Origin of the sequence: Streptococcus agalactiae (genome assembly GCF_949788565.1) — a bacterium.
Taxonomy (GTDB): Bacteria; Bacillota; Bacilli; order Lactobacillales; family Streptococcaceae; genus Streptococcus; species Streptococcus agalactiae.
Genome location: NZ_OX460931.1, coordinates 1,997,603 through 2,012,541 on the forward strand (window position 1 = coordinate 1,997,603; position 14,939 = coordinate 2,012,541).

Below are 14,939 nucleotides of genomic sequence, written 5' to 3' on the forward strand. Positions count from 1 at the left end.
AATTTATGAAGCTATTAGTCAATCACTTGCCTTACCAAAGAGCTGCAAGCCTATATATTCGCTTTTCTGTTTTCGTTATCGAAAGAAATATAAAAATGGAAGAAGAATTCGATGATAATGACGAGCAAGATACTATTTATGCTGTTCTTTATGATGGGAAACAGCCAGTTTCAACAGGACGCTTTCTTCCTGAAACTCAAACAGAAGCTCGTTTGACTCGAATTGCGACTTTAAAAGGTTATCGTGGTAACGGCTATGGTACCAAAATTATTATAGCACTAGAAAATTATGCAAAAGAAAATGGTTATCACTATCTAACTATACATGCTGAATTGACAGCAAAAGATTTCTACCAGACACTTGGGTATCAAGCTATTGGGAATATTTATATGGAAGACGGGGAATCCTGTCAAACACTCGAAAAATATTTAATTTAAAGGAGACATTAACATATGACACAAGTATTTCAAGGACGTAGTTTCTTAGCAGAAAAAGATTTTTCTCGTGAGGAATTTGAATATCTTATTGATTTTTCAGCTCATTTAAAAGACCTTAAAAAACGTGGTGTTCCTCATCACTATCTTGAAGGTAAAAATATTGCTCTCTTATTTGAAAAAACATCTACTCGTACTCGCGCAGCCTTTACAACTGCAGCAATTGACCTAGGCGCTCATCCGGAATACCTTGGTGCAAATGATATTCAACTTGGCAAAAAAGAATCAACAGAAGATACTGCTAAGGTTTTAGGGCGTATGTTTGATGGTATTGAATTCCGTGGTTTTAGCCAAAGAATGGTTGAAGAGCTTGCTGAATTTTCTGGAGTACCTGTTTGGAATGGTTTAACAGATGAATGGCATCCAACACAAATGCTAGCTGACTACCTTACTATCAAAGAAAACTTCGGTAAACTTGAAGGTATTACTCTTGTTTACTGTGGTGACGGACGTAACAACGTTGCCAACTCACTTTTAGTGGCTGGGACTTTGATGGGGGTCAATGTACACATCTTTTCTCCAAAAGAACTTTTCCCTGCTGAAGAGATTGTTAAATTGGCTGAAGGATATGCCAAAGAATCTGGGGCTCACGTTCTCGTTACTGATAATGTAGACGAAGCTGTAAAGGGAGCAGATGTCTTTTACACTGATGTCTGGGTATCGATGGGAGAAGAAGATAAGTTCAAAGAACGCGTTGAACTTCTTCAACCATATCAAGTAAACATGGATCTGATTAAAAAAGCTAATAATGATAATCTTATCTTCTTACACTGCTTACCTGCATTCCATGATACAAATACCGTTTACGGCAAAGACGTCGCTGAAAAATTTGGCGTCAAGGAAATGGAAGTTACTGATGAAGTCTTCCGTAGCAAATATGCCCGTCATTTCGACCAAGCTGAAAATCGTATGCACACTATTAAAGCTGTAATGGCTGCAACCCTTGGAAATCTTTTCATTCCAAAAGTTTAAATTAAACGACTATAGGGAGTTGACATATAGTCAATTCCCTATTTTAGGAAATGAGGTATAAAATGGAAAAAGAAAAAAAATTAGGTCTTTTACCACTAACAATGCTTGTCATTGGCTCTCTTATCGGTGGCGGAATCTTTGATTTAATGCAAAATATGAGTTCCAGAGCCGGTTTGGTACCAATGCTTATTGCTTGGGTAATTACTGCTATCGGGATGGGGACTTTCGTTTTAAGTTTTCAAAATTTATCTGAAAAAAGACCGGACCTAACAGCTGGAATCTTTAGTTACGCTAAAGAGGGATTTGGAAACTTTATGGGATTTAACTCTGCATGGGGTTATTGGTTATCAGCTTGGCTTGGAAATGTTGCCTACGCTGCACTCTTATTCAGTTCACTCGGTTATTTCTTTAAATTCTTTGGTAATGGAAATAATATCATCTCAATTATTGGAGCAAGTATAGTTATTTGGGTTGTCCATTTCTTAATTTTAAGAGGTGTTAATACAGCTGCATTTATTAATACCATAGTTACCTTTGCAAAATTAGTACCTGTTATTATTTTCTTAATTTCAGCGTTATTAGCTTTCAAATTTAACATTTTTAGTCTTGATATCTGGGGAAATGGATTACATCAATCAATTTTTAACCAAGTCAATTCAACTATGAAAACCGCTGTTTGGGTATTTATTGGTATTGAGGGCGCCGTTGTCTTCTCAGGTCGTGCTAAAAAACACTCTGATATTGGTAAAGCAAGTATCCTAGCATTATTCACTATGATTTCACTTTATGTATTGATTTCTGTTTTATCACTTGGTATCATGTCACGTCCAGAACTTGCAAACTTAAAAACACCAGCTATGGCTTACGTTCTAGAAAAGGCTGTTGGTCACTGGGGCGCTATCTTAGTTAACCTTGGTGTTATCATTTCAGTATTTGGCGCTATTCTTGCTTGGACTTTATTTGCAGCAGAATTACCATATCAAGCTGCTAAAGAAGGTGCTTTTCCTAAATTCTTTGCAAAAGAAAATAAAAACAAAGCTCCAATCAACTCACTCTTAGTCACTAATCTTTGTGTACAAGCATTCTTAATCACGTTCTTATTCACACAAAGTGCTTATCGTTTTGGTTTCGCATTAGCATCATCTGCTATCTTAATTCCTTATGCTTTTACAGCACTATATCAATTACAATTCACACTCCGTGAGGATAAGTCAACTCCAGGACATCAAAAGAATTTAATTATCGGTATCCTCGCTACAATCTATGCTGTTTACCTTATCTATGCTGGTGGTTTTGATTACTTACTTTTGACAATGATTGCTTACACTCTAGGTATGATTCTCTATATTAAAATGAGAAAAGATGACAAGCTTCCTATCTTTGTGGGATATGAAAAAATTAGTGCCATTGTCATTCTAGCGCTTTGCTTACTATGTATTATTGAAATTATGACTGGACAAATTGACATTGCTGCAATCCTAGCAGGTTAGTCATTAGAAAGAGGGATAAATTGGTAAAAGAACATCAAAAAATCGTAGTTGCCTTAGGTGGTAACGCTATTCTATCAACAGATGCTTCAGCAAAAGCACAACAAGAAGCATTAATCAACACATCAAAATCACTGGTCAAACTGATTAAAGAAGGCCATGATGTCATTGTTACTCATGGAAATGGTCCCCAAGTTGGTAACTTATTGCTACAGCAAGCAGCTGCAGATTCTGAAAAAAATCCAGCAATGCCTTTGGATACTTGTGTTGCCATGACAGAAGGAAGTATTGGTTTTTGGTTACAAAATGCTCTTAACAATGAATTACAAGAACAAGGCATTGACAAAGAGGTTGCAACAGTGGTAACTCAAGTTATTGTAGATGAAAAAGATCAAGCTTTCACTAATCCAACAAAACCTATTGGCCCATTCTTATCTGAAGAAGATGCCAAGAAACAAGCCCAAGAAACAGGTTCAAAATTTAAAGAAGATGCTGGTCGTGGATGGCGTAAAGTCGTTCCTTCACCAAAACCGGTTGGTATCAAAGAAGCTTCTGTTATTAGACGGTTAGTGGACTCTGGTGTGGTTGTTATTAGCGCAGGTGGCGGAGGTGTACCAGTTATTGAAGATGCTAATACAAAGGCATTAAAAGGGGTTGAAGCTGTTATTGACAAAGACTTTGCCAGTCAAACTTTATCAGAACTTGTTGATGCTGACTTATTCATCGTCTTAACTGGCGTTGACAACGTTTTTGTTAATTTTAATAAACCTAATCAAGAAAAATTAGAAGAAGTTACTGTTTCACAAATGAAACAATATATCACTGAAAATCAATTTGCCCCTGGCAGTATGCTACCAAAGGTAGAAGCTGCGATTGCTTTTGTTGAAAATAAACCAGAAGCGCGTGCTATCATTACTTCACTTGAAAATATTGATAATGTCTTAGCAGAAAATGCAGGGACACAAATTGTTGCAAATTAAACAATGTAGATTACCATTACATACACTCCTTATTAATGTCACTCCTTAGGCATTCCTATAATAAAAGAGAGCTAGATATATCTAGCTCTCTTTTATTATAGGACATATATTATTTAAAATAGTTCAAACCCATGGCTGATTTAACCTCATCCAAAGTAGAGGCTGCAACAGCTTGAGCTTTCTCACTACCTTTTTGTAACATTTGATAAACTTGTCCCATATCTTTAGCATATTCAAGGCGACGTTCTCTAATAGGTGATAATTCACGCTCTAAGATATCAAGTAGATAACGTTTTGTTTTAACATCTCCAAGTCCACCTTTTTGATAGTGTTCTTTCATAGCAGTAATCTCTTTTTGGTCTTCATCTCTTCCAAAAACATCAAGGTAATGGAATACCATATTACCTTCTATTTGTCCTGGTTCTTCTACTTTAATATGGTTTGGATCAGTATACATGCTCATAACTTTTTTCTTAACTGTATCCATATCATCTGCTAAAAAGATTCCATTATTTAATGACTTAGACATTTTTGCATTACCATCTAACCCTGGCAGACGACCTGCTGCATCATTTTCTGGATAGATTCCTTCTGGTTCAACTAAAACCTGACAATTATAAGCATGATTGAAAGATCTAACTATTTCACGTGTTTGTTCAATCATTGGTTTTTGGTCAGTCCCTACAGGAACAAGGTTAGCTTTAAAAGCGGTTATATCAGCTGCTTGTGCAACAGGATAAACTAAGAATCCTGCTGGAATAGACTCACCAAAACCTTTTTGAGCAATTTCTGTTTTTACAGTTGGATTACGTTCCAAACGTGCAAGTGAAACCAAGTTCATATAATACATACTTAATTCTGCTAACTCAGGAATTTGACTTTGAATGAATAAAGTCGACTTGTTTGGATCTAGCCCAACAGCTAAATAATCAAGTGCAACATTACCAATTGATTCAACAATAGTTTGCGGATCTTTAGCATGGTCTGTCAATGCTTGTTGGTCTGCTAAAAAGACAAATAAAGTATAGCTACCCTCATTTTGAAGTAGAACTCTATTTTTTAAGCTACCTACATAATGTCCAATATGCAACTTTCCTGTCGGTCTATCACCTGTTAAGATAATTGGTTTCGTCATGTTTACTCCTTAATATACCAAAGATATCATTTCATATAGTTATCTTATCATGTCACAAGCCCTATTGCAATTCATCTCTACAAGAAACATTCACCTTATTAAGATGATTAAACATTATGTAACGTTAAATCGTTCTTAATAATTTCAATCGTATAATGAATCATAATAATTAAAAGCGTTATCGTCACACCTAAAATAGCTCTATATGCAAAGATATCGTAAACTATTGCAGCTACCAATGCTCCAACAATAAATGCTAGAACTACCAGTGAATAATTGATAGCTCGTCTTTTTTGCATAGCCGTTCTCTGACGATTAACAATATACTCATACCAAAATTGTAGCATTTTTCGATAATTACCAGAAGTCATTAAGATAGTATATGGTTCAGATTCAATGCGACTTCCTGAAAATGTCAACATTAAAATACCTGTGCTAAAGGCTAATAAAGCTACCCAGATATTGTGGTTTACATTTTCAACAAAAGGAATAAACATAGTAGACAGTAAAAGGGGACATAATGCATATAGACGCCAAAAAGCTGTTACTGCACGTTCTTTAATCACAATACCAACCAAAAAACCAATTGAAAAAAAGAAAATAGAAAATAATTTAGTGATAAAAAAGTGAAAATCATTTTGTCCGAGATTTGCCACCATCAAGATAATATTACCTGTCTGTGTTGCAACAAGGGAGTGAAACTGCATGTGACTATAAACGTCAATAAAACCACCAATAAAACCCAATAATACAGCCATTTTTCTTCCATCTTGTGGCATTATAATATCATCTCTGCGCATTATAGCAAATTCTCCTTCTTGTATTATCATGTTTTCTATTATATACCAATAAAATCGGCATTCAACTTAAAAATATCGAGAAATTTCTTTTCTAAATTTACTTGACTACCAAGTCTCGCTGTTAGATAATAGGTAATAATAAGTTTTGATAAAATAAAAATGTTATGACTGAGTTGTCAATATTATTTATTGACAGCTTTCTCTTTTTATCATGTTATTATTACTAAAGTTAAGGAGCTTATCATGTCTAAAAAAATTAAGAATTTTATACTATTAAATATTGGATCTCTAATTGTTGCATTTGGTTTCAACGCTTTCTTCCTTCATAATCATATTGTCACGGGGGGGATTAGTGGTTTGGCAGTTAGTTTTCATGAAGTATTTGGTTGGGATTCTGCTTTTTTTATTATGATTATCAATATTCCATTGCTCCTTCTTTGCTACTTTGGCTTAGGTAAACAAACCTTTTTAAAAACTGTCTATGGTTCTTGGATTTTTCCTGTTTTTATTAAGTTAACACAAAGTGTACCAACTTTGACCCACAACCCACTCCTCGCAGCACTTTTTGGAGGTGTTATTGTAGGATGTGGTTTGGGGATTGTTTTTTGGAGCGACTCTTCAACTGGTGGAACGGGGATTATCATTCAATTCTTAGGAAAATATACTCCTATAAGCCTTGGACAAGGGGTTATATTGATTGATGGACTTGTTACAATTGTTGGTTTCCTAGCTTTTGACAGTGATACGGTTATGTTTTCTATTATTGGGTTGATAACTATTAGTTATATTATTAATGCTATCCAAACTGGATTTACAACCTTAAGCACTGTCTTAATCGTTTCTCAAGAGCACCAAAAAATTAAGACATATATCAATACTGTCGCAGATAGAGGAGTAACAGAAATTCCCGTTAAAGGGGGATATTCTGGAACTAATCAAATCATGCTTATGACAACTATTGCTGGTTATGAGTTTGCTAAATTACAAGAGGCAATAGCAGAAATTGACGAAACAGCCTTCATAACAGTAACTCCAACATCACAAGCTTCTGGACGTGGATTTAGTCTTCAAAAAAATCATGGACGTCTTGATGAAGACATTCTTATGCCAATGTAATCGATTGATAATTAAAGCTTTTTCTAGTAGAATAGCAGATAGAATATACACAAGAGGTAACAAAATTGCTTACAGTTTCAGATGTTTCACTACGTTTTAGTGATCGCAAATTATTTGATGAAGTTAACATTAACTTTACAGCAGGAAATACCTATGGTCTTATCGGAGCAAATGGCGCTGGTAAATCAACTTTCCTTAAAATTTTAGCTGGTGATATTGAACCAACAACAGGACATATTGCACTTGGCCCAGATGAACGCCTTTCTGTACTTCGCCAAAATCATTTTGATTATGAAGATGAGCGCGTCATTGATGTCGTTATCATGGGTAATGAAACACTTTATAGTATCATGAAAGAAAAGGATGCTATCTACATGAAAGAAGATTTTTCTGATGAAGATGGTGTTCGCGCTGCGGAATTAGAAGGAGAATTTGCTGAACTCGGTGGATGGGAGGCTGAAAGTGAGGCTTCTCAATTACTCCAAAATCTAAATATTTCGGAAGAGCTTCATTATCAAAATATGAGTGAATTAGCTAATGGAGACAAAGTTAAAGTTCTCCTTGCAAAAGCTCTCTTTGGTAAACCAGATGTACTTCTCCTTGACGAGCCTACCAATGGACTTGATATCCAGTCTATTACTTGGTTAGAAGATTTCTTGATTGACTTTGAAAATACAGTTATTGTAGTTTCCCACGACCGTCATTTCTTGAATAAAGTATGTACACATATGGCTGACCTTGATTTTGGAAAAATTAAACTGTTCGTCGGTAACTATGATTTCTGGAAAGAATCATCAGAATTAGCAGCTCGTTTACAAGCTGATCGTAATGCTAAAGCAGAAGAAAAAATTAAACAACTTCAAGAATTCGTTGCACGATTTTCAGCGAATGCTTCAAAATCAAAACAAGCAACTTCTCGTAAAAAAATGCTTGATAAAATTGAACTTGAAGAGATTGTACCATCAAGCCGTAAATACCCATTCGTTAACTTTAAAGCCGAACGCGAAATGGGAAATGATTTATTGACCGTTGAAAATCTCTCTGTCACTATTGATGGGGAAAAAATCCTTGATAATATCAGTTTCATTCTTCGTCCTGGTGATAAAACTGCACTTATTGGACAAAATGATATCCAAACTACTGCACTTATTCGAGCATTGATGGGGGATATCGAATATGAAGGAACAATCAAATGGGGAGTAACAACTAGTCGTTCTTACCTTCCAAAAGACAATTCACGAGACTTTGCTTCTGGCGAGTCAATCTTAGAATGGCTTCGTCAATTTGCTAGTAAAGAAGAAGACGATAATACCTTCTTACGTGGCTTCCTAGGTCGTATGCTTTTCTCTGGAGATGAGGTTAACAAATCTGTTAATGTCTTATCTGGGGGTGAAAAAGTACGCGTTATGCTTTCGAAATTAATGCTATTAAAATCTAATGTTCTTGTTCTTGATGATCCAACAAACCACTTAGATTTGGAATCTATTTCAAGTCTCAACGATGGACTAAAAGATTTCAAAGAATCTATTATTTTTGCAAGTCATGACCACGAGTTTATTCAAACTTTAGCGAACCATATTATTGTTCTTTCTAAAAACGGAGTTATCGATCGTATCGATGAAACTTACGATGAATTTCTTGAAAATGCCGAAGTACAAGCTAAGGTCGCTCAACTCTGGAAATAATCCTTTGGCATATCTCTAACCTAATAAACGTGTCAAGATTGAAAATCTTAAAACTATATTAATCATTTAAATAAAAAGGTTGGAACAAATAGTGTCCAGCCTTTTTATCTTAGGAGATATATATGACAATTAACCACTATAAGCTTCGTATACCTTACTATACAATAAGCTTTCTACTCCCCTTCATAATCATAGTCTGCATCCTCTTTACTAAGAATATTTATTGGGGAAGTCCAACAACCATATTAGCAAGCGATGGCTTTCATCAATATGTTATCTTTAATCAAGCATTAAGAAATATTCTTCATGGTTCAAACAGCTTATTCTATACCTTTACAAGCGGTTTAGGTTTAAATTTTTATGCTCTGAGTAGTTACTATTTGGGAAGTTTTTTATCCCCAATAGTTTATTTCTTTAACCTAAAAAATATGCCTGATGCTATCTACCTTTTAACAATATGTAAAATAGGGTTGATAGGTTTGTCAATGTTTGTCACTATTTGTAAACGTCATTGTAAAGTTAATCGTGTCTTACTTTTAGTAATTTCTACTTGCTATAGCTTAATGAGTTTCTCAATTAGCCAAATTGAAATTAATATGTGGCTAGATGTATTTATTCTAATTCCCCTTGTTGTTTTAGGAGTTGATCAGCTACTATGGGAAAGAAAACCTATACTTTATTTCCTCTCTCTGACAGCCTTATTCATCCAAAACTATTATTTTGGTTTTATGACTGCCATCTTTACTAGCCTTTACTTCATCGTACAAATAACCCGTAATACTGATAGTAAGGTTGCATTTAAACAATTTCTTCATTTTACCTTTTTATCTCTTTTAGCTGGTATGACTAGTAGCATTATGATTTTGCCAACTTATTTTGATTTAACTACTCATGGTGAAAAGTTGACAAAGGTATCGAAGATGTTTACAGAAAATTCTTGGTACATGGATTTGTTTGCTAAAAATATGATTGGAGCCTATGATACAACAAAATTTGGCTCTATTCCTATGATTTATGTAGGTTTACTTCCTTTACTCCTTTCTTTACTTTACTTTACAATAAAGGAAGTTCCTCGAAGGACTAGATTAGCATATGGATTTTTACTAATATTTGTTATTGCTAGTTTTTATATAACACCTCTAGATTTATTTTGGCAAGGGATGCATGCTCCAAATATGTTTCTCCATCGCTACTCTTGGGTACTTTCAGTACTTATCTGTCTGCTAGCTGCTGAATGCCTTGAGTATTTAGACAACATTTCTTGGAAAAAGATTTTAGGGGTCAATTTAATTTTAGTAAGTGGTTTCATAATCACGTTTTTATTTAAAAAGCATTATCATTACCTTAATCTTGAATTACTTCTTTTAACCTTAACTTTCCTCTCAGCTTATATTATTCTAACTATTAGTTTTGTCAGTAAGCAAATCCCTAAATTAGTTTTTTATCCCTTTCTTATTGGTTTTGTTGTATTAGAGATGACATTAAACACCTTTTACCAACTAAATAGTCTTAACGATGAATGGATATTTCCATCTAGGCAAGGATATGCTAAATATAATCACAGCATTAGCAAACTTGTCAGAAAGACTGAGAGAAATAACTCTACATTCTTCCGTACAGAGCGCTGGTTAGGACAAACCGGCAACGACTCTATGAAATATAATTATAATGGAATTTCACAATTTTCATCTATTAGAAATCGTTCTTCCAGTCAAGTGCTTGATAGACTTGGCTTTAAATCAGATGGTACAAATTTAAATTTACGTTATCAAAATAATACTTTGATCGCAGATAGTCTATTTGGTGTAAAATATAACCTTACAGAATATCCTTTTGATAAATTTGGTTTTATCAGAAAAGCTCAAGATAAACAAACCATTCTTTACAAAAATCAGTTTGCCAGTCAATTAGCTATACTAACGAATCAAGTATATCAAGATAAACCATTTACTGTGAATACTTTGGATAATCAGACAACTCTTTTAAATCAATTAAGTGGTTTGAAAGAGACGTATTTTGAGCATCTTATTCCAAATAGCGTTTCTGGGCAAACCACTCTTAATAAACAAGTATTTGTTAAAAAGAATAAACAAGGGAATACTGAAATTACCTATAACATAACTATCCCTAAAAACAGTCAGTTATATGTTAGTATGCCGTTTATAAATTTTAATAATGAGGAAAATAAAATTGTTCAAATCTCCGTTAATAATGGACCATTTGTACCTAATACTCTTGATAATGCTTATTCATTTTTTAATATTGGTTCCTTTGCTGAAAACAGTCGTATCAAAGTAAAATTTCAATTTCCACACAATGATCAAGTTTCTTTCCCAATTCCCCACTTTTATGGGCTCAAGTTAGAAGCTTATCAAAAAGCTATGACTGTTATTAATAAACGAAAAGTAAAAGTAAGAACTGATCACAATAAAGTTATTGCTAATTATACAAGTCCTAATAGAAGTTCTCTTTTCTTCACTATTCCCTATGATAGAGGTTGGAAAGCTTATCAAAATAATAAAGGAATAAAAATTTTCAAAGCTCAGAAAGGTTTTATGAAAATAAATATTCCTAAAGGAAAAGGCAAAGTAACATTAATTTTTATCCCTTACGGCTTTAAATTTGGGGTAGGCCTATCTATTACTGGAATAGTATTATTTACTGTCTATTATTTAAAATTTGGAAAAAATAAAATAGGATGAGAGTACTCTCATCCTATTTTATTAACAAAAAAACGCCGACAAATCAACGTTTAGATGTGTCTTATCACTCCGGCAGCAGGACTCGAACCTGCGACATCATGATTAACAGTCATGCGCTACTACCAACTGAGCTATGCCGGATAAATAAAAAACTGCAAAGCAGTTATCAATAGTCCGTACGGGATTCGAACCCGTGTTACCGCCGTGAAAAGGCGGTGTCTTAACCCCTTGACCAACGGACCATAGGTTAGGTGTTTCCTTAGTACTCTTAATATTATATCAGAAAAAAAAGGTTTGTCTATACTTTTGTTCAATAATTTTTACAAAAAAATTGAACCTACTTATGAGCAAAAAAATATATTTCCAACTCATAAATAGTACATATGAAAACTTGACAGCCTGCCTAATATTTTGGTAGAATAACAGAGTTGATGGTTCCATAGCTCAGCTGGATAGAGCATTCGCCTTCTAAGCGAACGGTCGCAGGTTCGAATCCTGCTGGAATCAGATAATGAAAGCCTAGATAGATTATCTAGGCTTTTTTATTTGTTTTTAGCGGTTGTTTCATAAATGGAACGATTATTTGTGGTAAGGAGTGCCTTGACGAATCATAAAAGCACGATAAATTTGTTCCATCAAGACTAATTTCATAAGTTGATGAGGTAAGGTTAACAGTCCAAAACTCATTAAATAATCAGCACGTTTTTTCACTTTTTGAGATAAACCCAAACTACCACCAATAACAAAAGTAATAGTAGAGTAGCCGGATATCATTTTTTGATCGATTAGATGGCTAAATGATTCAGATGGCAATTGTTTCCCTTCTATAGCCAAACCAATGACATAATCCCTCTCACCTATTTTACTCAAAATACGTTCCCCTTCTATATCTAAAATTCTTTGATTTTCAGATATACTAGCTTTATCAGGTGTCTTTTCATCAGCTAGCTCAATTGTCTCAATTTTAGAAAAGCGATTCAGACGTTTCTGATACTCTGCAACACCTTCTTTAAGGTATTTCTCTTTCAATTTTCCAACTGTAATTATTTTTAATTTCATAGCTACATTATAACATAATCCACAATATTTTCACAATTTATCCACATGTTTATCCTTACATATCCCCTTATTTTATAGGCATTCTATAACTATAATCAAGGTTATCCACAAGTTGTGGATATTTCCTTTTTTTAGCTTTTAAGGTATAATTAAGAAGCTTGTCATAAGATTAGTATAAAAATTTACGGAGGTAGCTATTTGTGAAAAAAAAATTAGTCTCATCACTTCTAAAGTGTTCTCTAATCATTATTGTTAGCTTTGCTGGTGGAGCATTTGCTAGTTTTGTCATGAATCATAATGACAATATTCCAAATGGTGGTGTCACTAAAACTAGTAAAGTAAATTATAATAACATAACGCCTACAACAAAAGCTGTTAAAAAGGTACAAAATAGTGTTGTTTCTGTTATCAATTATAAACAACAAGAGAGTCGTTCTGACCTATCAGACTTCTATAGTCATTTTTTTGGTAATCAGGGGGGCAACACTGATAAGGGCTTACAAGTTTACGGTGAAGGCTCTGGAGTCATCTATAAAAAAGATGGTAAAAATGCCTATGTTGTCACTAATAACCACGTCATTGATGGGGCTAAACAAATTGAAATTCAACTAGCTGATGGCTCAAAAGCAGTTGGGAAACTTGTTGGGTCAGATACCTACTCTGATTTAGCCGTCGTCAAAATTCCATCAGATAAGGTTTCAAATATTGCAGAATTTGCTGATTCATCAAAACTCAACATTGGTGAAACTGCTATAGCGATCGGAAGCCCTCTTGGAACTGAGTATGCAAATTCTGTAACTCAAGGTATTGTATCTAGTTTAAAAAGAACTGTAACAATGACTAATGAAGAAGGACAAACAGTTTCTACAAATGCTATCCAGACTGATGCTGCTATCAATCCTGGTAATTCAGGTGGAGCACTTATCAATATTGAAGGACAGGTTATTGGAATTAATTCTAGTAAAATTTCTTCTACATCAAATCAAACCTCAGGACAATCGTCAGGAAATAGCGTTGAAGGTATGGGATTTGCCATTCCTTCAAATGATGTTGTTAAGATTATCAATCAACTTGAGAGTAACGGACAAGTAGAGAGACCTGCTCTAGGTATTTCTATGGCTGGATTAAGTAATTTACCATCCGATGTTATTAGTAAACTGAAAATCCCAAGTAATGTTACTAATGGTATTGTAGTAGCATCTATCCAATCTGGCATGCCAGCTCAAGGCAAACTAAAGAAATACGATGTCATTACTAAAGTTGACGATAAAGAAGTAGCATCTCCAAGTGATTTACAAAGTTTACTCTATGGCCACCAGGTAGGGGATTCCATAACAGTAACCTTTTATCGTGGTGAAAATAAACAAACAGTAACTATAAAACTTACTAAAACTAGTAAAGATTTAGCTAAACAACGAGCAAATAACTAAATCAATTCTAGTTATTTTAACTAAGATATAGTAAAATTAAAGGGGTTGGTCAGATAGACTAATCCCTTTAGTAAGTCTATAGAATCTGAGGTCTAAAATGGAATATTTAGAAACGATCAACATCAATCATATTGCTCCAAATCCGTATCAACCTCGCCTAGAATTTAATACAAAAGAACTAGAAGAATTAGCCGACTCTATTAAAATTAATGGCCTTATTCAACCCATTATTGTAAGACCGTCAGCAGTCTTTGGTTACGAACTGGTAGCCGGAGAACGACGGCTAAGAGCCGCAAAGTTAGCTAAATTGGAAAGTATACCTGCAATTATAAAATCCTATAATAATGATGATAGTATGCAATTAGCTATTGTCGAAAATTTACAACGATCTAATTTGTCACCTATTGAAGAGGCTAAAGCCTACTCTCAACTTCTACAAAAGAAAAGTATGACACATGAAGAGTTAGCAAAATATATGGGAAAATCTCGTCCCTATATATCAAATACGATACGACTACTAAATTTACCGCCACTAATTACTTCAGCTATTGAAGAAGGAAAACTTTCCTCTGGTCATGCGCGTGCACTACTCAGTCTACCAGATGCTAGTCAACAAAAAGATTGGTATCAGAGAATCCTCACTGAAGATATTAGTGTAAGACGACTAGAGAAGTTATTAAAACAAGAAAAGAAAACAAATCATAAGTCACTTCAAAATAAAGATGTCTTTCTAAAACATCAAGAAAATGAGTTAGCTCAATTTCTAGGTAGCAAAGTGAAACTTACTATTAATAAAGATGGTGCTGGCAATATAAAGATTGCTTTCGATAACCAAGAAGAATTAAACAGAATTATCAACACTCTAAAATAAGGGTGTTGATTATTTTTTTATTTAATCAAACTTATCCACAAGGTATTTTGCTATTTTTCTGTTGATTCTCTAAGCTTTTCTAATTTCCACAGTCTGTGGAAAACTTTAATTAACATTGTTGATTTTATTCTTCAACATCTGTGGAAAACTTTATTTTTTTATGGTACAATATAACAATAATTATCCACAAGACAATAAGGAAGAAGCT

General features: G+C 34.1%; 12 protein-coding genes and 3 tRNA genes. 10 read left to right on the top strand and 5 right to left on the bottom strand.

The genetic code is table 11. From position 1 onward, the window contains the following. The first annotated feature begins 5 nt into the window (after positions 1-5). The 4 genes from QOR44_RS10155 (at position 6) to arcC (ending at position 3,933) form a co-directional block, all read left to right on the top strand. Complete coding sequence (locus tag QOR44_RS10155) at positions 6-437, top strand: GNAT family N-acetyltransferase (protein WP_000772112.1); 432 nt, start codon at positions 6-8, stop codon at positions 435-437. A 15-nt stretch (positions 438-452) separates the two neighbouring features. Further along, positions 453-1,466 (top strand): ornithine carbamoyltransferase, encoded by a 1,014-nt coding sequence (gene argF / locus QOR44_RS10160; RefSeq protein WP_000195399.1) that lies wholly within the window; start codon positions 453-455, stop codon positions 1,464-1,466. Positions 1,467-1,528: 62 nt separating this feature from the next. Continuing rightward, on the top strand, positions 1,529-2,956 hold the full coding sequence (arcD, locus tag QOR44_RS10165) for an arginine-ornithine antiporter (RefSeq protein WP_000410015.1): 1,428 nt from the start codon (positions 1,529-1,531) through the stop codon (positions 2,954-2,956). A gap of 20 nt (positions 2,957-2,976) precedes the next feature. Further along, positions 2,977-3,933, top strand: a complete 957-nt coding sequence (gene arcC, locus QOR44_RS10170) for a carbamate kinase (protein WP_000237847.1) — start codon at positions 2,977-2,979, stop codon at positions 3,931-3,933. A gap of 109 nt (positions 3,934-4,042) precedes the next feature. Here the strand turns inward: arcC and trpS are convergent, their stop codons facing one another. Both trpS and QOR44_RS10180 read right to left on the bottom strand, forming a co-directional pair. After that, positions 4,043-5,068, bottom strand: coding sequence for a tryptophan--tRNA ligase (trpS, locus tag QOR44_RS10175; RefSeq protein WP_000165475.1), 1,026 nt, complete (start codon positions 5,066-5,068; stop codon positions 4,043-4,045). A gap of 107 nt (positions 5,069-5,175) precedes the next feature. Beyond that, positions 5,176-5,868 (bottom strand): YoaK family protein, encoded by a 693-nt coding sequence (locus tag QOR44_RS10180; RefSeq protein WP_001250494.1) that lies wholly within the window; start codon positions 5,866-5,868, stop codon positions 5,176-5,178. A 243-nt stretch (positions 5,869-6,111) separates the two neighbouring features. Between QOR44_RS10180 and QOR44_RS10185 the strand changes: the two genes are divergently transcribed. The 3 genes from QOR44_RS10185 (at position 6,112) to QOR44_RS10195 (ending at position 11,371) form a co-directional block, all read left to right on the top strand. Next, on the top strand, positions 6,112-6,984 hold the full coding sequence (locus QOR44_RS10185) for a YitT family protein (protein ID WP_000037681.1): 873 nt from the start codon (positions 6,112-6,114) through the stop codon (positions 6,982-6,984). A gap of 65 nt (positions 6,985-7,049) precedes the next feature. Then, positions 7,050-8,669: an ABC-F family ATP-binding cassette domain-containing protein gene (locus QOR44_RS10190; protein WP_000958803.1), complete on the top strand. Its 1,620-nt coding sequence runs from the start codon at positions 7,050-7,052 to the stop codon at positions 8,667-8,669. A gap of 122 nt (positions 8,670-8,791) precedes the next feature. Continuing rightward, on the top strand, positions 8,792-11,371 hold the full coding sequence (locus QOR44_RS10195; protein ID WP_283572699.1) for a YfhO family protein: 2,580 nt from the start codon (positions 8,792-8,794) through the stop codon (positions 11,369-11,371). 67 nt (positions 11,372-11,438) lie between these two features. Here the strand turns inward: QOR44_RS10195 and QOR44_RS10200 are convergent. After that, positions 11,439-11,512: transfer RNA gene (locus QOR44_RS10200), tRNA-Asn, on the bottom strand. Between the two features lie 29 nt (positions 11,513-11,541). Beyond that, positions 11,542-11,613, bottom strand: a tRNA-Glu gene (locus QOR44_RS10205). A 191-nt stretch (positions 11,614-11,804) separates the two neighbouring features. Here QOR44_RS10205 and QOR44_RS10210 point away from each other — a divergent pair. Further along, positions 11,805-11,878: transfer RNA gene (locus tag QOR44_RS10210), tRNA-Arg, on the top strand. A gap of 72 nt (positions 11,879-11,950) precedes the next feature. On the opposite strand, the gene rlmH is transcribed toward QOR44_RS10210, so the two are convergent. Beyond that, positions 11,951-12,430 (bottom strand): 23S rRNA (pseudouridine(1915)-N(3))-methyltransferase RlmH, encoded by a 480-nt coding sequence (gene rlmH, locus QOR44_RS10215; RefSeq protein WP_000768335.1) that lies wholly within the window; start codon positions 12,428-12,430, stop codon positions 11,951-11,953. Between the two features lie 200 nt (positions 12,431-12,630). Between rlmH and QOR44_RS10220 the strand changes: the two genes are divergently transcribed. Beyond that, complete coding sequence (locus QOR44_RS10220; protein ID WP_000728357.1) at positions 12,631-13,860, top strand: S1C family serine protease; 1,230 nt, start codon at positions 12,631-12,633, stop codon at positions 13,858-13,860. Positions 13,861-13,957: 97 nt separating this feature from the next. Further along, positions 13,958-14,731 carry a ParB/RepB/Spo0J family partition protein gene (locus QOR44_RS10225; RefSeq protein WP_000456085.1) on the top strand — a complete coding sequence of 258 codons (774 nt, stop codon included), beginning with the start codon at positions 13,958-13,960 and terminating at the stop codon, positions 14,729-14,731. Positions 14,732-14,939 lie beyond the last annotated feature (208 nt).

What these genes read in the sequence shown, in the direction of transcription:
- QOR44_RS10155 (WP_000772112.1), top strand. Translation starts at nt 6, where the DNA reads ATGAAGCTATTAGTCAATCACTTGCCTTACCAAAGAGCTGCAAGCCTA.
- argF (WP_000195399.1), top strand. Translation starts at nt 453, where the DNA reads ATGACACAAGTATTTCAAGGACGTAGTTTCTTAGCAGAAAAAGATTTT.
- arcD (WP_000410015.1), top strand. Translation starts at nt 1,529, where the DNA reads ATGGAAAAAGAAAAAAAATTAGGTCTTTTACCACTAACAATGCTTGTC.
- trpS (WP_000165475.1), bottom strand. Translation starts at nt 5,068, where the DNA reads ATGACGAAACCAATTATCTTAACAGGTGATAGACCGACAGGAAAGTTG.
- QOR44_RS10180 (WP_001250494.1), bottom strand. Translation starts at nt 5,868, where the DNA reads ATGCGCAGAGATGATATTATAATGCCACAAGATGGAAGAAAAATGGCT.
- QOR44_RS10185 (WP_000037681.1), top strand. Translation starts at nt 6,112, where the DNA reads ATGTCTAAAAAAATTAAGAATTTTATACTATTAAATATTGGATCTCTA.
- QOR44_RS10195 (WP_283572699.1), top strand. Translation starts at nt 8,792, where the DNA reads ATGACAATTAACCACTATAAGCTTCGTATACCTTACTATACAATAAGC.
- rlmH (WP_000768335.1), bottom strand. Translation starts at nt 12,430, where the DNA reads ATGAAATTAAAAATAATTACAGTTGGAAAATTGAAAGAGAAATACCTT.
- QOR44_RS10225 (WP_000456085.1), top strand. Translation starts at nt 13,958, where the DNA reads ATGGAATATTTAGAAACGATCAACATCAATCATATTGCTCCAAATCCG.